This window comes from Bradyrhizobium sp. PMVTL-01, assembly GCF_051861855.1.
In the GTDB taxonomy this organism is placed as follows: domain Bacteria; phylum Pseudomonadota; class Alphaproteobacteria; order Rhizobiales; family Xanthobacteraceae; genus Bradyrhizobium.
Genome location: NZ_CP193982.1, coordinates 5,971,618 through 5,997,214, shown reverse-complemented (window position 1 = coordinate 5,997,214; position 25,597 = coordinate 5,971,618). Strand labels below are relative to the sequence as shown.

The following is a 25,597-nucleotide window of genomic DNA, read 5'->3' as shown; positions in this document are numbered from 1 at the left end:
TTCTATCGCGCCGGCTTCACATAATTTGCGACGAGATGGTCGGCAATTTTGCTACCCATTTCCGCTCCGACCTCCAGCGAGTTGCGGAAATGAATGCCGCCCCAGATGCGTACCTCCTTGTGCTCTTCGGCCATCTCCGCAAAGCTGGCGAAGCGGCGTGACAGGCGCGCGTCCGAAATATCGGTCACCACAAAGCCTTCCGGCGCGCTGCCGAAAACAGCTTCCAGAACGCCGCGTGCCGCACCCGCGTTGATCCCTGCCTGCGACGGGTATTCCGGGTGCATCGGCGTCGTATTCAGAGGCTGCCAGCCTGCATCGCGTTCGGTCGCGTCGTTGCCGTCCTGGTCGCCATTGCGGATCGCGGTGATCGGCCGCCAGAAGTTGTATTGGAATTTGGCGTCCCAATCGACGACGAAGCAGTTTGCCAGCGCCATCGACATCAGCGCAAACACCCGGGCGCTTTCGGCTAAAGAAAGGCCTCGACGATCAGAAACCTGCGAAGCCGCCTGGAACCATGCGGGTCCAAGGTTGGCCTGTGTCCAGAAACGCACGGCGTCGGACTGCGCATCAGTACGCTTGGTACTTTTCACTCCGCCCATTTCTTTGGTTTCGTTGTAATCGCGCGCGTAGAGCGCACTGCTAAGAGCCGGTGGTGGACCCGGGCGAAACTGACTCGCGCTCTCCATGCCCCACGGCTTGGCCGTGGCATATTGTGGGAAGAGCGGCGGCGTGGTCGGCACCCACACGCCAGGCGTCGTGAGCGGGCGGTAGGTGTCGGGCGCATTCGTTGCATCGCTCTGCCGTTCGGTGAAAATCGCGGCGGCAGCCTTTTCGCCTAGAGCAATACCTGCAGCCCGTGCGGGGTTGTCCGGAATGGTTCGCATCGTCTCGGCGAAGGCTGCATCGATCTGCGCTTTCTGTCCCGGATATTGACGCATCAGAATTTCCCGCGCCGCCGCTGCTGCGGCTGCCTCCGCGGAGGCGTTCGGATCAATCGTCAGCTCGGCCGTCGAGTAGCGGGAATACCGATTTTGCACCGAGTTGATCGCGTCGGACATGGACACATTGACCAGTGCCATGCTGCGCGTCCACGGATTGCCTGCCACATTGACCGCCTTCATGACGTTGATGGCCGTGACGTTCCAGTCCGTGACGACGTCGGCGCGGACCGACGTATTGCCTGAAATCAGTGCGAAGACGACGATTACAGCTTTCAGCACTTTCATCGATGCCTCCCCTTCTGGAAAGAACTCTTCAGACGATGGCCGATCGGTGTGAATCCTACGCGCAGAGACATCCAACACTTCCGCGACATGACGTCGCTCTCTCGCGCGGAACTGAGGGAGGTGCAGCAGTTGAAACACACCTGGATATTTAAAATCGGTGAGAGGTTCAAAATGGAAAAATGATTGCGCGACAAATGAGAGTTAAAACAGACAGTTCCGGGCGCGGAACCAAAAGTACCACAAAACGGGCCTCCATGACTGCTCTGTCGAAGGACCGCGATGGGTCCAAAACGCGAAGAACTCGGGTTGAGCAAATCTGGTCCGCTCTGCCGGCCATGAGCTGACCTCCGTCAGGCGCGTCGCAACTTCGCCGATGGGCCCGTAGCGACCCACCGCCCGAAATGGATTTATTCAATCATCTCGTCAGCGAGCGCCATCAGGCTTGCTGGGATTTCGAGACCGAGCGCTTTCGCCGTCCTCGCGTTGATACTTAGTACCAGTTTTGTGGGCGCCTGCACCGGCATTTCGGCCGGCCTCTCACCGTTGAGGATGCGATTGACGTAGTTCGCAGCCTGTCGAAACATTTCATCTGCATACGCCTCATGCGGGCCGTAAGACATGAGACCACCAGCGAGGACAAAGTCGCGCCAGGGATAGATGGTCGGGATATGCTGCTGAGCTATGAGCTGAACGATTTGATTTCGGCGTGCGTAAGTGAGGGCGTCTGGGAGAAACACCAAACCGCTCTTCCCTGACGTGTTTCCTAGACCGACAATGGTGCGCTCAATGTCCGCGCTGTTTGTCTGCGGCGTGACGATTGTCTTGACGGCCAGGGATGGTGCAGCGTTTTCGATGGCCCGCAAGAACGACCCAGAGTTATTACCCGGCTCAGGATTAAAGATGACGCCCGCGTCTTGAATTGATGGCGCGCGAGTTGCTTCAAAAAGGACAGCCACTTGCTGCCTAGCGACGGTTCAAACGGCGTAAGGCCAGTGACACTGCGGCCGGGGCGCGCCAAACTATCTACATATCCCACTCCAACAGGATCGCTGACATTGATGAATACGACTGGAATACTCGTAGCCTCATGATGCAACGCTGCCATTGCTGTATTCGAAATTGCTACAATGACAGCCGGCCGCATCCCAATCAGCTCTCGCGCGCTGGCCCGCGTTGGATCGGTATCGCCACCCGAAAAACAATATTGGATTTCCATCTTGGTGCCGGACGCCGAGCCACGCTTGTCCTGCAACAACTTCGGGAACGCGGACATAAACAACTTAGGAAAAAGACCTTCGGCCTTATCGGCGAACAACACCCCGATCAGAGGACCTTGCGCTGGCTGGCCCGCCCGAATGGATAGCGGCCAAGCGGCCGTTCGATGGCCATCGTTGTGATGAAATCGCGCCGCCTCATGTCGTCGGCTCAATGCTCCAGGTGGGTGGGAGCATATTGAACTAAGGCGAACATTAAAGAGAGTTTGACCGTGGACGCTATCTCAAACCAAGCGTTCCGATGACCGCTCAGGGTCTTGGCCGCGTGAAAACGTTTCAATGCGGGGCGGCGCTTTGAACAGCCCCATGGGGCCCGGATTGGCGCCGAAATGGCATAATGAGGCCCCGGAAGGCGGCCCAATGGCTTTCCCGAGCCGCTTTGATCGATGATGAGGTTGGTGGCACGCGCGCGACAGCGATCCTGGCTCAGGCCTGAATCGCCGCGATCAGCGCACCAGCACCCATGATGTTCATCACGCGCGTGAGATTGTAGGCGAGCACGTGCAGCGCCATCTCAGTGGCGACCTTCGGCAAGCGCTTTGTCAGGAAGTGCGTCGCGCCCATGCGCATCTTCAGTGTGCCGAACGGGTGCTCGACCGTCTCGCGGCGGCGACGCATCGCCCGAGGATCAGCGTCGAGCCGCTTCTGGACATCCTCCATGACGTGCTCATGCTCCCAACGAGAGATGACGCGGTTTTTGGCCGTGGTGCAGCGCGCCTTCAGTAGGCAACTGCCACAGGCTTTCGTGACGTAGCGCCGAATGGTGCGTTCGCCATCCACTGTTGTAAGCCAATATGCCAGCAACTCGCCAGCCGGGCAGCGATACACATCCTGCTTGGCCAGATATGCGAAGTCGTGCTTTCCAAACTTGCCCTTCGCCTCCATGCCGGTCGTGTTTGGCTTCGGTAGAGTCACTAGGATATCAGCGTCGGCGCAAGCCTTGATCTCCTCGCCTGCGTAATAGCCGCGATCGGCCACCGCCTCGAGTTTGTCCACGCCGAGCACGGCCTTGGCCTGTTTGCCCATATTTGCCAGTTGAGCGCGATCCGAGCCGCTATTCGTTACTTCGTGCGCGATGATGAGATGATGCTCGGTATCTACGGCAACCTGCACATTGTAGCCAACGACGCCCGAGCCACGGCCACTCGTTGCCATGGACCGACTGTCGGGATCGGTCAGCGAGATCTGTTGATCTGGTGATGCCAGCATCGCCTCTTCGTAGGCTTCGAGCTTGTGCATCTCGCTCTTGAGCTTGGTGAGCTTTTCCTTTAGATGCGCTGTCTTCGCAGCGAGAGTCTCAGATGGCTCCTGCAGATCTGCCGTGTCGAGCTGTGCGAGATAACGCGAGACGCTCTCCTCCAGTTGCTGGCGACGGCGCTCGACCTTGCCCTTTGTGAAGTTCTTGTCACGCGTGTTGACCGCCTTGAACTTCGAACCGTCGATGGCGACGCTCGCCTGCGTCAGCAATCCCATGCGCCGGCAAAGCTCAACGAACTTCGCGCACACCTTCCTGATACCGAGGCCGTTGTCGCGACGAAAGTCGGCGATCGTCTTGTCGTCCGGCGAAAGCCGTTGTAACAGCCAGATCACCTCGAGATTGCGTCTTGCCTCGCGCTCCAGCCGGCGGCTCGACTGGATGCGGTTGAGATAGCCGTAGATGTACAGCTTGAGCAGCACCGCTGGATGATAGCCGGGTCGCCCTGTCGGCAACGGTTCGATGTCCTCAAAACCCATCTCGTCAAGATCAAGTGCTTCGACAAACGCATCGACAACACGAACAGGATTGCTCTCAGCGACCCAATCATCGAGGCATTCCGGCAACAACGTCGATTGATTGCGATCCGCGCCTTCAATGAACCGTCGCATCGACCGTCTCCGAAAAACCCACAGACGATCTCTATCTGACTCGTTGTTTTCACGCAGCCAGGGTCATTTGCGACGCATTTGGCAGAGATTGAGGACTGGTTGATGTTCGCTCCTGTCCGTAAGCGCCGTACCAAGAGCGGGCCAGGAGCGTTGCCTTTGGCCAGACTGCCGTGATTCAAACTCCGAACTGGGGCTCGAATCGTGCGCTACGAACTCGCCGACCATGAGCGCCATCAAGCCGATGCTGCCGAACAAGCCGCCTGGCGCTCCTCGGGCAAAGGACAGACGGGTCCTGAACGGCATCTTCTGGGTCCGATCATAGTCAGTCCGCTCGAGCCGCGCAGTCTCAGCGAAGTATTCCGCAGTTTTTGGCGGGCGAGGAGCGTTAATCAAACGGAACGGCTTGCGCGATATTTTTTCCGGCGGGCTCCTGCCGGGCAACCGGCGGCGGCGAATCTGCGGGCGGCCGTTTCACAATCGCTCGACGATCCTTCACATAAGCGATGGGGACGCCTAGCCTTTCCACACGGCCAACGATCTCTCCGTCGAGGTCGCGATCGCAGTTCATCTGCGTGGGAGCGATGAAGAACTCCGACTCGTCCCATTCCGACCGGAAGTCCCAGCGCAACTCCGGAAGCGTGACCGAATGATCAAAGGCCGGACGTTCTCCGCAAACGGCGACGGAATAGACCGCCGGTTTGGTTCGATCGACGGGGACCTTGTCCCTGACGAACGCCTCGAGCTTACTGATCGCCTCTGGCATGCTGTTGAACCAGTAGTCCAGATCGTAGCGGCGGAAAGCTCCCGGAAGGCCTCCGACCAAGGCGTTGTAGGACAGGTTCTCGTAGGGGTGAAGCCTTACCAGCGTGATCCCCTCCGACAGAAAGGACGCGCATACCACCGCAAGCGCCACTGAGGCCAGCCGGCGCCCAGGTAAAGCGAGCGCATCGAGGAGATGGCTGAGGCCCACGCCGGCGAGCATCGCGAGCGGAGGAAGCACGAATAGGAAATGGCGCATGCCACTGAACGCAGGGCCATGAATGAGCGCCTGGCAGGCCAACGGCAGCAGGACCATAATCGATAGCAGTGCAACTTCCCGACGCCGCACTACGCCCTGCTTAACGGGGTTCCAAACGAGGGAAGTCATCGCCAGCGCAGCACCCGCCTGAGTGATCAGCGGTATGCGAATGAGGAGATAACCGGGAACATAGACGCGCGGCACGTTGGCCATCTCGTAGACGCGCCCGACAAACATCGTGCGGATCGCATACTGAAATTCCGAGAAGGCAAACAGGCCACGGATCGGATTGAGGGGCGACAGCGCAGCCCAAGGCCAGGCCAGCATCATCAACGGATAGGCGACTACCGCGGCGGGGGACATCTTCAACAGGGATCTGCCCGCAAAGGACAGGCGCGCCCTGCCGCTTTCCGCCCGGGGCAGATAGATCAGAATTGCAAGCCCGAGATAGACAAACAGCAGCAAGCCATAGCTCCGCAGCCCGAGCGCTACGCCGGCAAAACAGCCGAAGACAACAACATCGAAGGTGCGAGGCGACGGCAATTGGCGAGCCAAGCGGAGTAGGAACAGTGTCGCCCCGGCCATGGCGGCGGCAAACGGGATGTCCTTTGTGTGATTGAACATGGCGCCATACCACGCTCCACAGAGTGTAAGCGCGGCGGTGGCAATTAGGCCGGCGCGCGGTCCGGCGATTGAACGCGCCGTGGCGCCACTGACGGCAATGCCAGCGACACCTGTCATGGCGCAGAGGATATGGCGCACTTCGTAGACGTCGAGGGCGACGACGTGGCCGAGCCAGATTGCGACGACGTCGAACAGGCCTCCGTAGAGATACAGGTTTTCGAAGGTGAACACATCGCGCACCCGGAATCCGCTTTGATAATACGCGATGATCAGTTCCCCGTAGTGGTGCTGCACGCCCTCATCATTCGAGATGGCGTAATCCTTGACCGTAAAGCACGCGACAAACACGACCGTGGCAAGAAATGCCAAGGTCAGACAATCAAAGATCTTCGAAGGGGCGCTGGGCCATCGCTTGCTCGCGACAGGAGGCTCCCGTGCGTCCGCAGCGGAAATCAGATCGTCCGCAACTCGCAACAGTACATTTTCGCATGTCATGCGTGACCCGTTCGATTAAAAAAGGCGAGCCGCAAAATCTTGTTAGGAAGGCGTTCTCTGGGCGCGCTGCGTGGCGGTCCTTCCGTCACGACGAATCTGCTAAAGTTTGTGTCCCTTGTCTCTTAGTGACTGGGTGATCCGCTCTTTCATCTCGTCCGCAGCTTCGCGCGAGATGTCATCGCTGAGTTTTTGGTTGATCTCCGAGAGTTCGTGCGATTTTTCAATATATTTCTGGCCGGCCGCGCTACGATAGAACGCGTCGATGGCACGAAGTTCGTCCGCCGAGAAGATCTTCGCGTAGAGCGGCGCGGCACCCTCGATCATCGAGTTAGTGTATTTCGATTGGTTGGCTTCCAAGATCGCCGGCATTGCGGCGTCGAAGTCACGCTCGATCTCCGGCCGGTCCTGAGACAAGGTCGGCCGGAGCCTGAGCAAGATACCTGGAAGGAGAGACTTGTATTTATCGGCGATCTTCAAGGTCACGGCCAGGCTTCTTGCTGCGTCTATTGCGGCCGGCGATGAGGTCTCGGCTCTTGCAACTCCTATTGCGAGCAACGCTATGCCAATGGCAATCATCAGGCTCTTGTACATGCTGGACTCCTCGCCTTTTCTCAGGCCGCGCTTGGCTGTGTTTGCATCCCAGCCAATGGGGCGGGTTGAGTGACCAGGTTTTGTTCCTCCTTGATCCCCGCGTCGACGAAGAGGTTCGGCACCCTTTGTGCTCGATCCAAAACCCACGCGGCTGCCGTCATGATGGCCATTCCGCCGATGCTGAGCAGAATTTGCTCGATGACTTGGTGTTTCCATTGAACAAGCATCCAATGTACGCCAAAGGACAGGAATACGCCGAGGCAGAACAGCGGCAGCGAATGCTGACCGCACAGCACGAGAGGGCGGAGCCACTTCGACTTAAGCCCGGCCCAATCTCGGTTGAGATAGCGTGAGACGATTACGGCAAGCGCGAGGAAATGCGTGAACCGCAGCATATCGAGATCGGTCTTGTCGATCGGATAGATCAGCTTGATCATCCACTTCGGGATCAGCGACTCCAGGAACGCGCTGTGCCAGCTCATCACGATCACCAGGGCAAAGAGGATCCAGGCGATCGCGACTGCGAACACGATGCGCGAGCGGAGGAATTTGCTGATCTGGGCGACAGCACCGCAGCCGCACCAGGCACCAAAGAAGAACATCAACTGCCAGGCAAACGGGTTGAAATACCAGGTTGCCCCCTTCGGATAGGACGGCAAGTTCCAATCGAAATAGCGCGCCAGCAGGTACAGCACGATCGAACCGGCCAGGGTCAGGTTCGGGCGGCGCACGAGGCACCACACCACAAAGGGAGCAACCACAACCAGGGAAATGTAAAGCGGCAGAACGTCGAGATCGACGGGTTTGTATTGCAGCGTGAGCGCCTTGCCGATCAATTCGTCAGGATGGGCAAGAAAGTTAGCGACATTGAACTCGTCCTTATACATCGGATTGTCCCACTTCCGCGCGGCGCGGGCGATCTGCGCCGTGAAGGCGAGGAACAGCAGGATGTGGGCGACATACATTTGCCAGGCCCGCAGCCACAGGCGCTTCAAGGCGGCAAGGAACTGGCCCGAGGCGACGATGGGAACGTAGATGAACCCAAGAAGGTAGCCGGAAATGAAAACGAAGAACTCGGCCGCGTCGCTGAAGCCGTAATTGCGCAGCGTAAGCCAAGCCACGACGTCATCCGGAATGTGATCGAGAAAGATCATCCAGAGACCAAGTCCGCGCAAAAGGTCGAGCCTCAAATCTCGCTCGACGACAAACCGATCTGTGCTCTCTTTTCCCATGGCCGTCGGTCCATTAATTAGGGTGAATATCACTAAGCACTTTGCGTGATTAGCTCTGACGTATTCGTTTTGGCGCGCTCGCGCCCGGACATTGCCCATTTGTACCAACTGAACACCAAGGCGACGCTGTACAGCATCAAGATGCCGGCGGCGCCGACCAAGACGTGCAGCACGACACCGGCATCAATCTCCATCAGCAGCGCATACCCTGCGAATGACAGGGCAACTCCAAGTGCAAAGATCTGCAGTGAATACTGCCCGCAAAGGATTAGAGGCCGCGCCCAGGCGGATCGCAGCTCCGCCCAGCCGGCAGGTACGAAGCGGAGCACGACGACCGCCAGCGCGAGGAAATGCGCAAAGCGCAGGACGTCAAAATCGGTCTTGTTGATGGGATAGATCAGCCGCGCCAACCAGCTCGGGATCAGCGCCTCCAGGGGCGGAAAATACCAGGTCATGGTGACGAAGAACGCGGCGCACAGATAAGCGACGGCGAGCCAGAAGACTGCTCGAGACTCGAGGAGCGGGGATAATCGTTTTCGACCTCCAAGCGCACACCAGGCGCCGAAGACGAACAGCAACTGCCATGCGTAGGGATTGAACGACCAGAAGCCGTCCGGATAGGTCGACAGATGCAGATCGTACCGGAGCGTCAGTATGTAAAGTGCGACCGAGCAAGCCAGCGGCAAATCCCTGTGCAAACGTGCGACCAGCAAGACCAAGGGCAGAAACGCCATCAGCACCACATAGAGCGGCAGGACATCCATGTTCAGCGGACGAAAACGCAGGAAGAGCGCCTGGATGATTTCAGACCCAGGTTGCCTGAAGAATTCTCCCACCTCCATCTCCTGGATGTAGAACGCCGGCTTCTCGGAGACGCTCGTAACAAAGGCGATTTCCGCCATCAGGACCAGGAAGAGCAGAAGATGGGCGGTATAGATTTGCCAGACCCGCCGCAGCACACGTGCTGTCCCGATGACGAAGCCGGCCTCGAAGGTCGCGCGACCATAGACCAGAGCTGCGGTGAAACCGGAGATGAAAATGAACACTTCGGCGGCATCGCTGAACCCGTAATTGCGAATCGTCGCCCACGTGAGGAGGTCGGGTGAAACGTGATCGATATAGATCAGCCAGAGCGCGAGGCCGCGGAAAAGGTCGAGCCGCAGTTCTCGCTGGCCTTTTGCGAGCACGAACATCGGTGTCGGGACAGACGGCGACACAGGGCTCGCAGCGAGATGGCCGCTAGGTTTCGGGTATCCTCTCGCGAACCAGGCAGCGAGCCAGACCAATCGGCGGTATTGGGGGCGGCCTTTCGTCCCGACCTTGGCTCGCGCGCTATGACTACCGAAAATCGGCAAATGCTTCATTGCTTGCCCCCTGGTCCGACCAGAAGCTTAGCTTGAGCTGTGGAACAAGAAAATCGAAAAAACGAAACCTCCATTGGCTCGGCACTACTCGTCTGACGTTTGGACGAGCCGACCGGCCAAATGGTCGATAGAGAATCGCCCCGGGCCCCAGCACATAATGCTCAGCGCCATAGCCGCCCACGTGAGGTGAATTGGCCAGCCGTCCGGCACCGTAAGCTCGACGATCACGGTCATGAACAACAAGCCAAGACCAGCGAAACGGGTGCCTAGACCCAGGATCAGCAGGACAGGAAAGCAGACCTCGCCCAACCCGGAGAGGAAGGCCATCACAGTCGGGACCGGGAAATGGTATGGCCCGCCTGGGAGATGGAGCATGAATTCGTCGCTGAATAATGCGACGGCGGTATCGCTCAGTTTGAGGAAGCCATTCCATTTAAGGATGCCTGAGCGCCAAAACGGCACGGCTAGTGCCACGCGAAGAACTAGCTGCACCAGAGATGGCGCCGCAATCGCACGGACCAGATCATTGGCCTTGTCTGCGAGAGCGCCGAGCGAGGGCAGGGGCCCTGCTGCCGCGATGCGTTGTTCCGTGATCATCTTGCGTCTCCAGACGTCAGCGAGGTGAAGGCGCCAGCCTCGAAGAGACCGGCGATGTTGATGGCGAGGTCGAAGGCGGGCGAATCCTCGAGCGCCGCAGCAGCGGCCTCGGCGAGCATGCATCCCGACATCAGGCAGGTCAGGAAGACCGCGCCGCCGGGCGGGAGCTGCTGCACGATGACGTCGAGTTCCGGCCGCGTGATCAGCGCGTCCTCGGGCGTCGATGCATCGACGCGGTCAGCGGAGCGGCCAGTGCGGTTGGCAGCAAAAATCGTCACCGCAGCGAATGCCGATCGAACCACGCGCGTCGCCGGATGCACGGTGAAGACAAGGCTGGCCAGACGATCCGGTGCGACCCCCGCAAGCTCATTTGCCGACAAGGGCGCCGCGTCAGCGGCGTGATAGGCGTCGAGCCAGGCCCGCTCGATCCGCGCGACGTCAGCGAGCCACGGCAGCGACCGGGCGTGCTCATAGCGGGCGATGAAGGCGGGAAAATCGCGGCCATAGTCGAACAGCAGTGGCGAGGTCGGCGGCGTCTCGCGGACATGGAAGCGCGCCATGGCGCGGAAGAAATCCGCTCCTGTGAGGCGCTGCACCGCCGGATAGATCGCCCCGAGCGCGTCGATCAGGCTGACGGTGACGTTGTTGCGATAGACGTTGTAGCGCTTCACCGCCGACTTGCCGCGCGGGCCGGTGACGACGGCGGGCACGTCGCTGTCGGGATCGAGCAGCGCCGGCGCGAACGCGGCCGCATAGGAAGCGTGCGTTTCAGGCTGCATGGCGCTCACACACGGTGTGAGCGCGATCGAGGATCGCTTGCGCGGCTGCGGCTTCCGCCTTCAGCACCGGCCAGTCCGGGATGTTGCTGTCCCATTCGATCAGCGTCGGTGTGGGGCCGCAGCGCGCGACGACCATCTCGAACAGCTTCCACACGGCATCCGTGACCGGACCGTCATGGCTGTCGATCAGCAGCAGCTCGCCCTCGTCGTCGCTCTGATCGGTGTGCCCTGCCAGATGGATCTCGCCAACGCGCGACAGCGGGAAGTCGGCGAGGTATTGCAGCGCCGAGAACCCGTGATTGGTTGCGGAGACGAAGACGTTGTTGACGTCAAGCAGCAGGCCGCAGCCGGTGCGCTCGGTAACAATGCGCATGAAATCGGTCTCGCTCATGGTGGAAGAGCGGAACGCCACATAGGTCGAGGGATTTTCCAGCAGCAACGGACGCCGGATCGCCTCCTGCACCTCGTCGATGTGGTCGCAGACGCGATCGAGCGTCGCTTCGCTGTAGGGCAGCGGCAAGAGATCGTTGAAGAAGCTGGTCTCGTGCGTCGACCAGGCGAGATGTTCGGACACCAATGCGGGCTGGTACCGCGCGACGAGGGCCCGGAAGCGCGCCAGATGGGCTCGGTCGAGCGGCGCGGGACCGCCGATCGACATGCAGACGCCATGCAGCGACAGCGTGTGATCGCGACGCAGCTGTTCCAGCATGCGATGCGGCGGTCCGCCCGCGCCCATGTAGTTCTCGGCATGGACCTCGAAGAAGCCGCGTTGCGGGCCCTCGTCGAGGATGGCGGCAAGATGCTCGCGCTTGAAGCTCGTCCCGGCGACGCCGCCGGGGGCATAGGAAAAGCGGAGGGGAATGGCCGCAGACGTCCGGGGCCTGATCGCTGCGTCCATATCGCTCCTCCGCATTGTGTCGTGACGATCGTCGGCTTCAGATCGGCTTCAGCGAACCGTGCTTGCCGCCGGGCAGCTCGATGTTGGCGCAGGTGCCGCCCTGGACGAACTTCCATGCGTTGCCCTGGAAGTCGACGGTCGAGGTGCCCTGGCAGGTCGTTCCCGGGCCGGCGGCGCAGTCGTTCTGGCCTTTCAGCGCGACGCCAAAGCACTTCTCTTTCTTGGCGGCGACGGCCGCATCGGCTTCAGCCTTGGTCAGGGGGCCGGCGACGGCCAGCGTCGCGAGCGCGGTGGAGACGGCGCCGGCAAGGACCAGCGAGCTGATGGTAGTTTTGGCAGACATTTAGATTTCTCCTCTGGAGTTCGGCGATGGGCCCGCCGTCTCGTTCGTTCCCGCCGCGGACGCCGTTACCGGAGGAGCCGCTCACGAGTTGGTGAGACCGTTGGGTGACGCGCACGACGCTGTGCGCTTGGGCTGATTAGCGGCGCGCCGGCGCGATAACGCCAATGCTTTGTCCGTATGGACTCGTTAGCCGGCAGGCATTGGCCTGAGGGCTCGACATTTGCGAGACGTAACGAACGGCTGAGGTCCTGCGTACAAAGATACCAGGCAGCCTCGTCAACCCGTCGGACCCCGTCATGATCGCCAGCTCCGGACGCATTGCATCAGGCCAAGCGGTCAGGCGGCTGACGGTCAGCATCCGTCTTGCCGTCTCGGCGCTGGTCCTGACCGCGATCCTCCTGACGGCCGCCCTGTCCAGCCTTCTGTGGTGGCGCACGGCTGAGGCGACCAGCCGGCAATTGGCTGCGACCATCAACGAGCAGATCGTGGCCGCCGTTCGCAAGGAGGTCGCGGCCATCGTCGACGAAGCGCGCGCGGCACACACCGCGATCCGCACGCTGTTCCTGCAAAACGTGCTCGACACCCGCGAGGCCGACAAGCGTGAATTCGTCTTCCTGTCACAGCTACAATCGCAGGCCACGATCTCCTGGGTCGCCTTCGGCTGGCCTGACGGGGCGTTCTTCGCCGCCCACAAGCTCGGTGACGGCCGGCTGGAGATGATGGAGATCTCGCTCACCGATCATGCCGGGCAGCGGCGGATCGACGAATATGACGTGGTGCCCGGCGACATCGAATTCGCCAACCGCCGCTTCGAGCCGACCGATTTTCGCGTCGCCGATCGCACCTGGTTCAAGACCGGCATCAAGGCCGAGGACCCCAGCTGGTTCAAGGTGACCGACCATCCCATCGGAGAGCGCCCGTCGATCGCCCTCGCTGGTCCGATCGACGTCTATCAGGAGCGGCAGGGCGTCCTCGCCATCATCATCGAATATACGCGCCTCGCGCGCTTCCTCGCCCAGCTCGAGGTCGGGCACACCGGGACGGCCTTCATTTTCGACGGCAGCGGCGAGCTCGTGGCCGCGCCCGACAAGGACGCCGACGAGCTGCATCCGGCGCGCGGCGGGCAGGCATTGCTGCCGCTGGCGCAGAAGGCGTTAGCCAACGCGGGGACCGACAAGGATACGTGGCGCAGCCGCCTCACTCCCGACGGCGCCGCCTTTGAGGTCGCGCTCACGCCGCTGCCGTTTCCCGGCTGGCGGCTCGCAACCGTCATTCCCGAAGCCGAGTTTCTCGGTCCCGTCGAGACCACGTTGCGGCGCCTGATCCTGGGCCTCGCCGTCGGCGCGGTGCTTGCGGCGCTAGCCTCGGCCTTTCTGGCGCGTACGGTGATCGCAGCACCGCTGTCCCGCGTCGTCGGCGAGATCCGCCATGTCGAGACCTTTGCGCTGGAGCTGGTGCGCCGGCACCCCTCGCGCCTGAAGGAGATCGCGAGCCTGTCGGGCGCGATTGCGGAAATGGCCGCCGGGCTCTCGGCCTTTCGCAAATTCATCCCGGCCGACCTCGTTCGCGCGCTGCTGCGCCAGGGCGTCGAGGCGAAAGCGGGCGGTGCCGTTCAGGAGTTGAGCGTGATGTTCATCGACATCGCGGGCTTCACCAGCCTGTCCGAACGTATGGGCGATCGCGTCGTGCCCTTGTTGTCGCGGTATCTTGATTTGGCCTCGGAAGCCATCGTCGCTCAGGGCGGGACGATCGACAAGTTCATCGGCGATGCCGTCATGGCGTTCTGGGGTGCGCCGCAGCCGCAGCCCGACCATGCGGCGCGGTGTTGTCGGGCTGCGCTGGCCTGCCGCCGGGCGATCGAGGACTCCAGACTCGTCGACGACCAGGGTCAGCCGCTCCAGATCCGGATCGGCATCAATTCTGGTCGCATGCTGGTCGGCAATATCGGCTCGGAGTTGCGTTTGAACTACACGGTGATCGGCGATGCCGTGAACGTGGCGAGCCGCCTTGAGAGCGCCAACAAGACCTACGGAACGCGCGTGCTGATTGGCGAGGAGACCGAGCGGCTGGCGCGCGGCGCGATCGTCACCCGCGAGGTCGACAGCATCGCTGTCTACGGCCGCGAAGAAGGGATCGCGGTCCACGAATTGGTCGGGCTGGTCGGCGAGGCCGACGCGGAACGTCAGGCCGCTTCCTGGATCGCGTGCTATGAGCAGGGACTCAACCGGTATCGCAGGCGCGATTTCCCCGGCGCCGCGATCGACTTCGCGGAGGTGCGGCGAGAGCGACCCCGGGATCGGCCTGCCGAGGTAATGCTGGAGCGGTGCAGGCAGTTGCAACAAGAGGATCCGCCGAGGGAATGGCAGCCTATCGCCGTGCTGAAGTCAAAGTAGCGCCCGGCGGTGGATGGCGGCGGCTTCATGCCGACGGTTAACTGGCGGATTTTTAAAGCGCCGCCTTCAAATATGTCGATGGCGCCCCAGAACACTGTGACCTTGGTGGCGTCGCCGCTCTTAGGGTCCTTACCGAAGATGTCGGTCTCGCCGTCGGCAACAACCAGATCGTTGTCAATGACGGACATGTTGCCGAGTCTGATCTCAATATGATCGGTGCCGTTCTTGAAGTGGGGAAGGCATCATGGTTGAAGAGAAAGGCCTGCGTGAGCCGCCTCCCCGGCATTGAGCTGACGGCAAGTTCGCCATCCAGTCCCCGACTTGGTCTGCCTTCCTGACGTTACCGTCGCATCGCCGCAACAGGGTAGAAGTTTCGTTCCGAAACGGCTTTTAGAGTCTCAACACGCAAGCAGAACTCTGGAATCATCCAACTAACCGGGGCTGGAAGTCATACTTAGACAATCAATTTCCCGGATGGGCCGCAGGATAGGGGCAGGGCCTGCGGCCTTTTTCCATGGGGTCGATGTCGCTAACGAGGCCGGAGCAAAGAGGTGAAGCGGATCATGCGCATACTGCCTTTTGGCATCGCCGCCTTTGTTGCGGCGATGATCTTCAATTCTTCTGGCGCGAATGCAGTCTACTGGCGCGGCATCACCGCCCCGACGAACATCGATGTTCACGGGTGGCCAATCATCAAGGAGCCTCCGCACCCCTGCCAATGGATACATGTAAATGGATATTGGGTCCGCCAGTGCCTGGAGCTGAGGGGCCGGTGGTGAGATCAATACCTACTACTTCCGGGCATAGAGCTGGCGCAGCTATCAAGGGACAAGCCCGTCGGCAAGAGTCTTCAGAGCGGCAACGGGATCTGAATCCCCACGCGGTGGCCGAGCTGGCCTCGATGAGATGGCCGTCCTCTGTTAGGAACCAGGGCCTCTTCGGTCAGTTCAACTATCCATCTTGCGCGCCTTCATTTCGCAAGTGGAAATGCCATGTCGTGTAAAGCAGTCGTCTCGCTTTACGTCCGCTTGAGGCACCAGCGGGCCCTTGAAGACATGAGAGATCTTAGGCGCGAATTGCTTCAATCCATATCCGGGCCCGCAGCCAAGTACGTTCTGGATGATCTCCGATCGATCGAAGATGGGCTGGAACAGCTCCGCCGAACTCGGCAAGAGGACAGCGGGGCCTATCGTTTGTCCGAGGTACGCCGGTTGCCCAACAGTTAGTTCCGATGCAGGTTTTTGGTCTGGGCTAGCGCGCCGGGGCTGGCAGAGAGGCGTTTCATTTCGGAAGTGAGCCCGGCAGCGTGAGGGGCCGCTGTCCAGCAGCAGCAGGTGTCTACGGGGGCTCGATCGGCGGACCCCCAGCAAGGCCCGAGCCGGGCGCTCCCTCCACCGGCTTGGGCCTTCTTTTTGCGCTGGAAAGGCTGTGCCGTTTCGACGGCCAGACTTTCGGGGCAGGCTTGCTAAGCAGCTCTTTGGCCCTGGCGATCAGTTCAGCTGATCGCTGAATCATCTTCTGCTCGCGCTCAGTCTTGGCGCGCATCCGCTCCAGCTTGATTTCGATCTGCTCGGCAAGCCATTCCAAGTCGCCTGTTGCCATGAGTATGAGCGCCTCCCGGTCAAGCCGGGGACTTAACTCATGTTAAGGTTCCTTGGTTCCGACCTAGTCGTCCCAGATCAGTTCCCCGCACTCGCACTTGAATATGTGGACGTAGCTGGCAGTTCGTATGTTCCAAAGCCGCTCGAAGAGCTTGACTGGCTTCTGACACTTGGGACACCGGATCAGGGTATTGGTGTGATGCTCTGGCATGGCGGTGATCCTGAAAAAAGCTAGACGCTGAACCACCGCAGCCGTTCCAAATTAAGCCAGGGACATTCAAAATTTCGAATTAGGACGCGATGATCCCAAAGATGGCTTCGGGCCATCTCATCCGATGGCGCGATCTGTCTCCTTTGGAAACGGCTCTTGCGTTATGCGGCCAAGGAAAGTGTCGGGTATCGGCTGTTGGAGCAGCTCATACGACTGTTGCAGGATCTCGTGGGTCTGCTGGATCGTTTGGCGCAAATACTGTTCATTTGAAATGCGAGACCACGTGCGCTGATCCATCAAGCGGTCCCGTCGCTATGCAGGCGGGAGCGCTCTCGGTCTCTCAGCCACCGACGCCTACGGACAGAGTCTCGGCCGGTGATGCGGTTAAAACTACCTCGGGGTGGTTTTGTTCAAAAGTGAACTTAGGACACTAACCAGAACAAATTAGAACACTGAGGGTCAAACACGCACGTATCTGATCCGGGACACGAACATTCCGCAAACGAGAAGAAGGGCCGCCCGCCAGCGTGAGCCGGTGGGCGGCCTTCTCGGTAGATGCTGGTTGACGGATTACCGCGTGATCTCTCCTCGACCCTATCGAGGCTCAGTGGAAGTCGCCATCGAAGAGCGCAGGGTCGCACCATCAAGATAGACGATCCGGCGAAGCCACACCCGCCGATGACGCTCGAGATAGCAGACAGCTGCTCGTCTCGCCGCGCGTTCGTGGGCAGAGGGGCCGACTCCCTGACCCACTTTGCGCTGGCCTGGGGGCAGCCGCCGTTGGTCTGGGAGCCAACACCTCCATGAGCTGCGAGAATTAATCCGGATGCCTTCTAGCTAGGCGTGCGGAGGAACACTTAGACCATAGGTCCATTAATCGACATGAACGACAAACGGCCATTGGCGTCATGGGCATCGAGCGCATCTACACCACCAGATACTTCCGAGACCGCGCGGAGGAGTTCCGGGCGAAGGCTGGCAATTGCGAGCACGACGAGACGAAGAAAACGCTTCGCAGGGTGGCGGCGAGTTACGACGAACTGGCCCGGCGAGCGGAGATGGTCCGCACCGCTCAAGAAGCCGCAGAGTAAGGGCCGATCTAGGCCCAACGCGCAGGAACGCTCGTTCCAGGCGCGGGTAGTCCGGGCCGCCGAGCGCAGAGCCCGGCGACAGCTTCTGGCATCTTTATCCGGGCGCGGCTCATTCGGTGAGTAGCACCATGGCTAATGCCGTCGATGTGACCAAACGGAAGCTCCCCAAAGCTTGAAGCCGCAGCTCGCCAAGTTCACTTTAAATAGCTCGGCACGCGTTGCGAGGATGCCTCTCGCTTTCGCCAGCTCACACCTTCGAGGAGGGTGTCATGATCAGGGTACTCATCATTTCAGCCGCCATGATCGCCGCCGTGCCTTGCTATGCACAAGACGTGAGAGTGTTCAACGGTCCGCTCGAACACGTTTATGGCCCGGGCGGACGGCTCCTCGACTCGCCAGAGCTTCGCGCAAAAAATGAGCAGATATGGCGCCAATCAAATTCGGAGCAGTGGCGCGACGCGCAAGCTCAGTGGAACGGAGCCGATCCGTCTGGACAAAGCGGCTCCACTGTTGGGGCCGGTCGGAGGCAAACGCCTAGGAGCTGGTGGGCAGAGGTGCCCCAGCAGCCGCCGTTAAGCGCGTGGGGCGCCACGTGTGATGCTTGGACGAATTGTTGAAGTCAGACGTCGGGCCAGCGGAGCCGAAGGGCCTCTAGGTGACCAGGGCGCGAGGGGAACGGAAAGATTTAGAGGCTCCAGCTTGCGCGCGGCGGCCTCAACTTGGGTTCGCCTTCCTGACCTTTAACGTGGCGCCGCCGCAACAATAGCGGTTTTCCTTTCTGGAACAGGATTTCTCGACTCAAACCGCGCAGCAAATTCTGGAATCAATCCGATCAACCGGGCTGGAAGTGCCCATTCCATAAACAGTCAATTTTCCCGGACAGTCAATTTTCCTGGATAGTCCGCAGGACCGCTCCCCGTCCTGCGGCCATTTCCGCCTTAGAGTCACCTCGCGAAGAACATCGAGGCGGTCCAGGTGCCCACGAAGAACAATTCCGAGCGTTCCAGCTGCTTGGGAAAGAACCCAAGCCCACCTCCATCTTGCCAGTGTGCCTGCACCATATGATCCATTATGCCTGACGCTGAACTCCGGCAAATCAGGGTAGGATGGAGAATCTGTTCAGCCCTCCTCGACGGGGAATCGGGATGGCGGATTTCGCGGGTGAGCGCAAAAAGAAGCATGGAGCATCGGGCGCCGCCGTGGCAACCCGGGCAATCCGGTAATCCCAAAGGTCGGGCGCTAGGTTCGCGCAACAGGATGTCAGAATCCTTCCTCGAAGACCTGCGCGCGACGTGGGAGAAGCACGGTGCTCATGCTGGGTTAAATGATCGCTCAAACACTGGGCAGATCGAATGACGCGCGGGCGGGATAGGGTGGACGCGTCATCCTGGAGCGCGTGCAGGAGGCGAGGTCCGCGTCGGCTCAAAGGCGGGCATCGATGGTGCAGAGGCGAATATCCGCCTTCAGATGGGCAGGAGCACGATTTCCGAATAAAGCCTGTCGAGCTCGCTGGCGACGGTCAGTGGGGAGCGGAAGCACGTGCTCATCGGAAGTACCACGCCTCGTGGCCGGACGGGAAAGAGCCGCGCCTCCGCGACGAGTGCTGCCGTGCGCTGCCGGCGCAGGATCGCCAGCTTGACGCGCTCGAGATGACGCACCAGCAGAGCCGGTGCACTACAATGCAGAATATCCGAATAGGGGATTGGCCGCGGCAGAAACCGTCCTAACCCTCCCAGCCGGCTCGCTGCAAGACGATGTTCGCGGCGTTTCACCACGAGATAGGCATGATCGGGCCCGTCGATGATGACGAGTTGCAGGCAATCGTAGGGCGCGTGATCGTCGAAGATTTGCTTTTGGTGGCTGGTCAGTTTCTCGCGGACCAGCGCCGGATCGAAGCTGATCAGCGGCCGGGTCGAGGCGAACAAGGTCTCGGCCTGCAGCAATGGCGGCATGGCGATGCGCTGCGAGTCCAGCGGTTTGAATCCCTGCGTCATGAGGGCAGCCCAGGATGACGGCTGTGGGGTGAAGCACGTATATGTGGCGTTCGCGTCATCCAGGATCGAGGCGAGCAGTGCCATGCCCCAGCCGCGGTACTGCGCGTTTACAACCCAGGAGGACAAATTACGGACGAGGACTACCGCGTCGTTCACCTGCCGCGGGGCCGCAATGGCCCCGATGAACCCGACCAGGGCGTTGCCGTCGAAAAGCATGAAGCCGCGCCCGTGATCCGACCAGCCATGATTGAACAGGCGGCGCCATGTCGTCGCCTCGATGCGCGAGGCGCAAAACGTTTCCTCGAGAAAGTGGCAGACCGGCTCCACGTCCTCCGGGCCCACGGCACGGACATGCAGGCCCGATCGACCAAGCTGCCGGTCCGTCAGAGCCTCCGCGCCGGAGAGGACCGCGGACAGCCCTTCGATCGACGGCGCGCCCGAAAAGGCCGAAAGCGGCACCGGATGACCCGCATAGCTCTCGATCTCGAGGAGCAGGCTCACCACCGCCAGCGAGTCGGCGCCGGAGTCCAGAAGATTGTCGGACCAGCCGATGGGAGCGATGTCCAGCACGCGCTCGCAGATTGCCTGCAGGTCTTTCGGCAGCCGCTCGGCGTCGGGGATCATCCGACTGACGGCGGCCGGCTCCGGCGACGCGCTGACGGTTCGAGGCCCCCGGAGAACCGGATGGTTGCGAATGGCATCAAGGCACTCCGCGTTCTGCAGGGCATCGCGATTCCGTACAGGGCGGCCATTCACCGCATCCCGCGCTGCGAGTTCGGAACGCTTGCCGTTAAAAGTGACGGGAAGCGCCTCGACCTGCGCGATACGCGCCGGCACGAAGGCCGGCGAGCCGCAGCGTGCAAGCTTCGCGCGGATGTGCCCGGCCAGCGCCCTGTCGAGCACCACGTCTTTACGCAGTACGAGCAACAGAACCATGCGCGTGCCGCCTGGCTCGTCTTCGGCTTGTTGCTCGACCGCCATCGCCTCGACGATCTGCTCGACGTCATCGAGGATGCGGTAGATCTCCGCGGTTCCGATGCGGATGCCGCGCACATTGAGGACGCCGTCTGAACGACCGTGCAAGCGCCAGCCCCCCTGAGGCATAGCCTCGATCAGATCGCCATGTGTCCAAAAGCCGGGGTTCTGAGCAAAGTAGGCGGCGTGGAAGCGCGTGCCGTCGGCATCGCCGTGAAAGCCGAGTGGGCGCGAGGGGAAAGGATTGGCGCAGACCAGCTCGCCTATGCTTGCCTGCGGATCGTCAGGGGGCGGCAGCGAGCGGACATCGAGGCCGAGGCTGCGGCACTGTACCTCGCCGCGATGGACCGGCAGATCCGGATTGCCGAGGACGAAGCAGCCGATGATGTCGGTGCCACCCGAGATCGACTGCAGCGGGATTGACGTCTTCACTTTGCTGCTGACCCAGTCGTACTGGCGCGGATACAGGATGGAGCCGGTCGAGAGCATGGCGCGCAGGGCAGAAAGGTCGAACACTTGGCCGGGGCAGAACCCCTTCTGCTCGCAAAAGTGCAGATAGGCAGGATTGGTGCCGAAAACGGTCACGTGCTCCTCGGCAACGATCCGCCAGAACGTGTCTGCCGCCGCGAGCGGTCCGTCATAAAGGACAATCTCGGCGCCCGAAGCCAACGCGGACAGCTGCCACTTCCACATCATCCAACCACAGGATGTCTGGAAGAACAGCTTATCGCCAGGCCTGAGATCACAGTGCAGCCGGTGCTCCTTCAGATGCTCCAGCAAGGTGCCGCCGGCGCCGTGCTGGATGCATTTCGGCGGGCCCGTGGTGCCCGAAGAGAACATCGTGAACAACGGATGGTTGAATGGATGACGGTGCCAGCCCGGCTCATCATTGCCGCCATCTTCATCACAGAGCAGGTCGGTAAGCCTGTGCAGCGGTGTCTCCTCGTCGAGGTCGAGCGAGCCATCATCCAGCGCAATGATCGCCGCGAGGCTCGGCAGGCCGGCCGCCGCTTCGCGGACGCGATCGGCGACGGGGACTCCCGCATCCCATGGCTCCGCGCGAAGGCACCCGAAGAGCACCACGGGCTCGAGAGGGGCGAAGCGTGCCAGGATGGCGGGCACGCCCATGTCTGGCGCGCAGCTGGCGAAAGTCGCGCCAATGGCGGCGGTCGCCAGACAGGCAATGACCGCCTCGGCATTGTTCCGTGCGATGGCCACGACGTGGTCGCCAGGGCGCACCCCGAGCCGCTGCAACGACTTCGCCAGTCGAGCAACCGTGAGGCGCAACGCGCCACGCGTGAACCGGTCGCGGCTGCCGTTAGCGTGGCAGGCGGTCAGCGCCGGCTGGTCGGCAGTGCCGGTGAGGAGACACTCAACGTAGTTGAGACGGAGATCCGGGAAGAAGCGCGCGGTCTCGCAGGCATAACCGACGCAGACGGGCTCGGCTGCACCTTCCCGCGGCAAGTCCGACCACTCGAGGAAGAGGCGCCAGAAGCTGTGGTAGTCCTCGACCGAGAAGCGGTCCATCGCAGCGTGATCGCGCAGCTGTCGCCCCGTGCGGGCCTCGCACCATTGGCGGAAGGCAGTGAGCTGAGACTGTGCGACGCCATGCGCATCGGGACGGAACACTACTTCCTCCAACCCCGCTTTACGTAAGGCACGTGACAACCAAGCCGTAAGGGGACACCGCTATCCTTCTGCCTGCAATAAACTATGTGAATCGCAGTGGGAAAAAGAGGCAACCCGAGGTACTTCGCTGACCTCTTCACGGGCTCCGATGGACACTTGAGTATGCCGAGAAATGATGCATGCGAGGCTTTGATGCGCGAACTTATTGAAGCTGCATATTGCGAAACGGTTAATCTCAAACCTTCCCCAATCGAGCCGTCATGGATCATTGAAGGCCATCCGGAAGCTCGTTCGCACCTTGTGTCGAAGAGCGCGTGCAAGACCGCCTAGACCATGATCTGGTCCTGCACCGAGGGCAAGTTCAACTGGCATTACGATTTCGACGAGACCGTCGTGATCCTCGAAGGGTCGATCATGCTTGAGGTCGGTGGTGCACCGCCGGCGCGCTATGGTGTCGGAGACCATGAGGTCAGGAGGGCAGCTGCCGGAGCGGGGATGAATACACCGGCGGACGAGGTCGAGCGCTGGGCGCGTTGGGCTCTTGCCGAAGCCGATCGCATCGATCCGGTCAAGAGCGGCCGGTTTCTTAAGGAGCGTGACCAGCTTTTCCTCCGTGGGTTCGGACGATGGTTTTCAGCGGACGGAGAGTGACAGCGACGCATAGTCGTGGGGCAAAATGTGGGGCTCCGCGAGTCACGATAGAATCTTCGTAAAATCAGATTCTTAGAGAGGCCCCGCGGCGGACACCCATTCCCGCCAAAGCATCATAAAAATCAAAAGACTTATGACTGCCATGGATAAGCAAAGCACAATGGAACGTACATTGGTCTAATGGAACCGGCGAGCGCAAATTCGCAGCGCACTTCCATATCTCGCCTTACTTGTTGGACTGGCTCTACTCTTGAAGGGTTGGACTACAGTCTACTTGCTGAACAAGGAAGTTGAGAGGCTGCGTTTCCAAAACGAAAGCCTTGTACGTGGCGCCAAGCTCCACTGTTCTGGTCGCTTAGTATGCCCGCCGGTGTCGCGCGTGTGAACCGCAAGTGAATGTTTCGTTCAATGGCCGTTCTGCGTGAGCGTCCTATAAGCATTGTCGCAGGAACTCGCTTCCGTGCCCTTCGTTACAGATCGACCGAGAGGGAGAAAAACGGTGCTTATTGAAGCTGCAATTCTGTCGTTAGCTGCGCTTGGGCCGTTGCCGGCCGCCCCTGCGCAGGAAGCCCAAGTTCAACAGGTGCAATTCCGAGGAAGAGACGGCGCGTGTCCGGATGGCTACGACTTCAACTATTCGAACGGTCGCTGCTTTCCGAACGACTATCACGCCCCGGGCGCCTACGCTCGACAACGTTACGTCCAGCCTCGCTACGGCTACCGCGACGACTATTACCGAGATCGCCGGGATCGGTACGCGCCAAGATATTATGAACGCGACTAGGTGAAGGCCCGCCAGCGTGAACCGGCGGGCCCATTGTCTAAAATCTGGCAGTAGTTCGCCCAAACAGTCGGCACCTTCTTCGAGCGCAGCCAACGGCTCTCCGCCATCGGTGAGAATAGCCTGTGCGGCCTGGAATGCCGCACAAGTGGCAGCGGCCCCGCCAACGCTGTTACACATGACGAGGCCGCCCGCGCTCCGGGTCGGCTGAATCAGCTATACCTACGTATAAAAGCGGCCCCAGCTCGCGGGGCTATCGGGGACTTGTATGGAGCTGGGGCCGGTACCCTTGGGGCGAAGGGCATCCGGAAAACTTGGCAACGGCCCAAGTCCTAATTTCAAATCGCCGGTGCCCTAATTAGGACAGCACCCCCCTTAGCACCGTCGGCCTGCTGCTCGGCATTGACCTGTGGAGCTGTTTTAACGCGTGGACGAGGCCCGCAACGAGAATAAGCAGCGAAATAATGATCGCCGCAAAGAAAGGGCTTGGTTTCAGCATCGGCCCCCGCCGCTAGATTTCCTCCAATGCTACTCCGTCGAGTTCTAGGGCTGCAATACACGCGAGGAAGAAGGTGGCCGGGAAGGTTCCCCTAGGCAGCTTATTGGCAATCGAGGCCCCGGTTTCTTTCAGCCCATGTGTTTTGAGCCGTGTCGCCAACTGCTTGAGGCGCCGCGCTCCTCCAGACCGGGTTCCCGTTGTACCGGTTGGCCGATACGGTTACGCTACAATCTTAAATAGAGTCCGACCGTATCGGCGGCGATATGATTCGCGATACGGACGGGTGAAAAGTCCTGCAATATGAACCGTATCACGCGATGCGATGCGGCCATACGGTTCACCCCTTCGGGGACCGGCGCAAGCCGTATCGTATCGGGGGCCCCTCTTAGAGGGCCCCCCGGCGATACGGTTGTGCCCCGCGATACGCCTGGCCGACCTATTTCGGGGGGATCTTGTCGAGGCCCTTCTGGCCGGCGGGGGTCAGGGCGAAGCCATCGCGGCCCTTGGTAATCAGCTGGGCCCTGATGAGGGCGCCAACCTTGCGCTGCGCCATGGACTTGTTCGGCATGCCATCCCGGGTCTTCCAACCGAGCAAGGTTGCCAGCTCCGTCAATGACGCCGCGGGCTTCTCGGCGATCGCCTGCAGGAGTTGGTCTTCTTGCGACCGTCCGGTGGCGGCCATCTCCTGCCGGCCTTCCTCGCTCAGCGGCTCGGCGAGCACGGTCGGGATCAGCCGGCCCTTGCTGTCTTTCAGGTGATGGTGGGCGACGGTCAATAGCCGGAACATCAGCGGCGCAAAGTCGGGGCCGCGATACTTGCCCTGCCAATGCATCTCGACAGCGGAGTCATCCTTGCGAGCGATCAGGTTGCCGTCCACCTCGGCGAGGAAGGCACCGCCGCCACGGGGTTGCAGGTTGTCGTCACCCACGTTCTTCGGAGGGTGACAGGCGACCACGACACAGGGGCCGCCGGGCATCGTGCAGAGGGCGCGCAGACGGCGAGCATGTGCCGCGGCCTGGGCGTTGCTGTTCTCGTCCTCGCCCTCGAAATAGGCCGCCGATGTGTCGACTACGATCATCGCGAAGTCGCCGTGCCATACCATCTCCTCCCTGATGCGGCCCATCATCTCGGAAATCTTGAAGGTGCCGGCGATGAAATAGACATCGATCGCCGATGGATCGAAGCCCATCTCGACGGCCATGATGATCCAGCGCATGCGGATGTCGTCGGGGTTCTCGCCGGCAAAGTAGAGCACCTTGCCACGCTCTACATCACGGTTGCCGAGCGGCCTGCCGAGCGCGACATGCGCGGCGAGCCGCAGCATGATCGCGGTCTTGCCGGTGCCGGTCTTAGCGGTGAAGCTGTAGCAAAAGCGGCGTTGCAGGATGCCGTCTAGCAGGTAGTCGGGAGGGATGAAGCCCTGCACGAAGTCCGCGCTGGAGCCGATCAGCGGCTTGGAGTGCGC

19 protein-coding genes and 3 pseudogenes are annotated in these 25,597 nt (G+C 60.9%); 6 read left to right on the top strand and 16 right to left on the bottom strand.

Features of this window, described 5'->3' with window-relative positions:
* Nucleotides 1-2: 2 nt before the first annotated feature.
* The 4 genes and pseudogenes from ACRQ5Q_RS29150 to ACRQ5Q_RS29135 form a co-directional block, all read right to left on the bottom strand.
* Complete coding sequence (locus tag ACRQ5Q_RS29150) at nt 3-1,226, bottom strand: vanadium-dependent haloperoxidase (protein ID WP_439393361.1); 1,224 nt, start codon at nt 1,224-1,226, stop codon at nt 3-5.
* Between the two features lie 407 nt (nt 1,227-1,633).
* Nucleotides 1,634-2,182 (bottom strand): ABC transporter substrate binding protein, encoded by a 549-nt coding sequence (locus tag ACRQ5Q_RS29145; protein WP_439393359.1) that lies wholly within the window; start codon nt 2,180-2,182, stop codon nt 1,634-1,636.
* A gap of 86 nt (nt 2,183-2,268) precedes the next feature.
* Nucleotides 2,269-2,442 (bottom strand): annotated as a pseudogene (locus ACRQ5Q_RS29140) (hypothetical protein); the annotation flags it as partial.
* A 484-nt stretch (nt 2,443-2,926) separates the two neighbouring features.
* Entirely contained in the window at nt 2,927-4,366 is a 1,440-nt protein-coding gene (locus ACRQ5Q_RS29135; protein ID WP_439393357.1) for an IS1182 family transposase, read from the bottom strand.
* 223 nt (nt 4,367-4,589) lie between these two features.
* Here ACRQ5Q_RS29135 and ACRQ5Q_RS29130 point away from each other — a divergent pair.
* A pseudogene (locus ACRQ5Q_RS29130) lies at nt 4,590-4,679 on the top strand (IS5/IS1182 family transposase); the annotation flags it as partial.
* Between the two features lie 72 nt (nt 4,680-4,751).
* Here ACRQ5Q_RS29130 and ACRQ5Q_RS29125 read toward each other — a convergent pair.
* The 8 genes from ACRQ5Q_RS29125 to ACRQ5Q_RS29090 form a co-directional block, all read right to left on the bottom strand.
* Nucleotides 4,752-6,377: a hypothetical protein gene (locus ACRQ5Q_RS29125; protein WP_439393355.1), complete on the bottom strand. Its 1,626-nt coding sequence runs from the start codon at nt 6,375-6,377 to the stop codon at nt 4,752-4,754.
* A gap of 225 nt (nt 6,378-6,602) precedes the next feature.
* Nucleotides 6,603-7,094 (bottom strand): DUF2059 domain-containing protein, encoded by a 492-nt coding sequence (locus ACRQ5Q_RS29120; RefSeq protein WP_439393354.1) that lies wholly within the window; start codon nt 7,092-7,094, stop codon nt 6,603-6,605.
* A 20-nt stretch (nt 7,095-7,114) separates the two neighbouring features.
* A complete protein-coding gene (locus ACRQ5Q_RS29115) occupies nt 7,115-8,326 on the bottom strand; it encodes an OpgC domain-containing protein (RefSeq protein ID WP_439393352.1) in 1,212 nt (403 codons plus the stop codon).
* A gap of 32 nt (nt 8,327-8,358) precedes the next feature.
* Nucleotides 8,359-9,519: an OpgC domain-containing protein gene (locus ACRQ5Q_RS29110; RefSeq protein WP_439393350.1), complete on the bottom strand. Its 1,161-nt coding sequence runs from the start codon at nt 9,517-9,519 to the stop codon at nt 8,359-8,361.
* A 255-nt stretch (nt 9,520-9,774) separates the two neighbouring features.
* On the bottom strand, nt 9,775-10,287 hold the full coding sequence (locus ACRQ5Q_RS29105) for a DoxX family protein (protein WP_439393348.1): 513 nt from the start codon (nt 10,285-10,287) through the stop codon (nt 9,775-9,777).
* Nucleotides 10,284-11,066, bottom strand: coding sequence for an HvfC/BufC family peptide modification chaperone (locus ACRQ5Q_RS29100; protein ID WP_439393346.1), 783 nt, complete (start codon nt 11,064-11,066; stop codon nt 10,284-10,286). Before ACRQ5Q_RS29100 ends, ACRQ5Q_RS29105 begins: the two co-directional genes overlap by 4 nt.
* Entirely contained in the window at nt 11,056-11,964 is a 909-nt protein-coding gene (gene bufB / locus ACRQ5Q_RS29095; RefSeq protein WP_439393344.1) for an MNIO family bufferin maturase, read from the bottom strand. Before bufB ends, ACRQ5Q_RS29100 begins: the two co-directional genes overlap by 11 nt.
* Before the next feature lie 37 nt (nt 11,965-12,001).
* Nucleotides 12,002-12,307 carry a BufA1 family periplasmic bufferin-type metallophore gene (locus ACRQ5Q_RS29090; protein WP_439393342.1) on the bottom strand — a complete coding sequence of 102 codons (306 nt, stop codon included), beginning with the start codon at nt 12,305-12,307 and terminating at the stop codon, nt 12,002-12,004.
* A 296-nt stretch (nt 12,308-12,603) separates the two neighbouring features.
* Here ACRQ5Q_RS29090 and ACRQ5Q_RS29085 point away from each other — a divergent pair, with 296 nt between their 5' ends.
* Together ACRQ5Q_RS29085 and ACRQ5Q_RS29080 are read left to right on the top strand one after the other, a co-directional pair.
* On the top strand, nt 12,604-14,700 hold the full coding sequence (locus ACRQ5Q_RS29085; RefSeq protein ID WP_439393340.1) for an adenylate/guanylate cyclase domain-containing protein: 2,097 nt from the start codon (nt 12,604-12,606) through the stop codon (nt 14,698-14,700).
* Between the two features lie 551 nt (nt 14,701-15,251).
* Nucleotides 15,252-15,479 (top strand): hypothetical protein, encoded by a 228-nt coding sequence (locus tag ACRQ5Q_RS29080; protein WP_439393338.1) that lies wholly within the window; start codon nt 15,252-15,254, stop codon nt 15,477-15,479.
* 559 nt (nt 15,480-16,038) lie between these two features.
* Here the strand turns inward: ACRQ5Q_RS29080 and ACRQ5Q_RS29075 are convergent.
* Nucleotides 16,039-16,302, bottom strand: coding sequence for a hypothetical protein (locus tag ACRQ5Q_RS29075; protein ID WP_439393337.1), 264 nt, complete (start codon nt 16,300-16,302; stop codon nt 16,039-16,041).
* A 1,118-nt stretch (nt 16,303-17,420) separates the two neighbouring features.
* On the opposite strand from ACRQ5Q_RS29075, the gene ACRQ5Q_RS29070 reads away from it, so the two are divergent.
* Together ACRQ5Q_RS29070 and ACRQ5Q_RS29065 are read left to right on the top strand one after the other, a co-directional pair.
* On the top strand, nt 17,421-17,603 hold the full coding sequence (locus ACRQ5Q_RS29070; protein WP_439393335.1) for a hypothetical protein: 183 nt from the start codon (nt 17,421-17,423) through the stop codon (nt 17,601-17,603).
* Nucleotides 17,604-18,674: 1,071 nt separating this feature from the next.
* Nucleotides 18,675-18,959 (top strand): DUF5681 domain-containing protein, encoded by a 285-nt coding sequence (locus ACRQ5Q_RS29065; RefSeq protein ID WP_439393333.1) that lies wholly within the window; start codon nt 18,675-18,677, stop codon nt 18,957-18,959.
* A gap of 107 nt (nt 18,960-19,066) precedes the next feature.
* Here ACRQ5Q_RS29065 and ACRQ5Q_RS29060 read toward each other — a convergent pair whose 3' ends face one another.
* Nucleotides 19,067-22,201, bottom strand: a complete 3,135-nt coding sequence (locus ACRQ5Q_RS29060; protein ID WP_439393331.1) for an acetoacetate--CoA ligase — start codon at nt 22,199-22,201, stop codon at nt 19,067-19,069.
* A 192-nt stretch (nt 22,202-22,393) separates the two neighbouring features.
* On the opposite strand from ACRQ5Q_RS29060, the pseudogene ACRQ5Q_RS29055 reads away from it, so the two are divergent.
* Nucleotides 22,394-22,663, top strand: a pseudogene (locus tag ACRQ5Q_RS29055) (cupin domain-containing protein); the annotation flags it as partial.
* Nucleotides 22,664-24,144: 1,481 nt separating this feature from the next.
* Here the strand turns inward: ACRQ5Q_RS29055 and ACRQ5Q_RS29050 are convergent.
* Together ACRQ5Q_RS29050 and ACRQ5Q_RS29045 are read right to left on the bottom strand one after the other, a co-directional pair.
* Nucleotides 24,145-24,291: a DUF6471 domain-containing protein gene (locus tag ACRQ5Q_RS29050; protein ID WP_439393329.1), complete on the bottom strand. Its 147-nt coding sequence runs from the start codon at nt 24,289-24,291 to the stop codon at nt 24,145-24,147.
* Nucleotides 24,292-24,568: 277 nt separating this feature from the next.
* Nucleotides 24,569-25,558, bottom strand: coding sequence for an AAA family ATPase (locus ACRQ5Q_RS29045; RefSeq protein WP_439399894.1), 990 nt, complete (start codon nt 25,556-25,558; stop codon nt 24,569-24,571).
* Nucleotides 25,559-25,597: the final 39 nt, after the last annotated feature.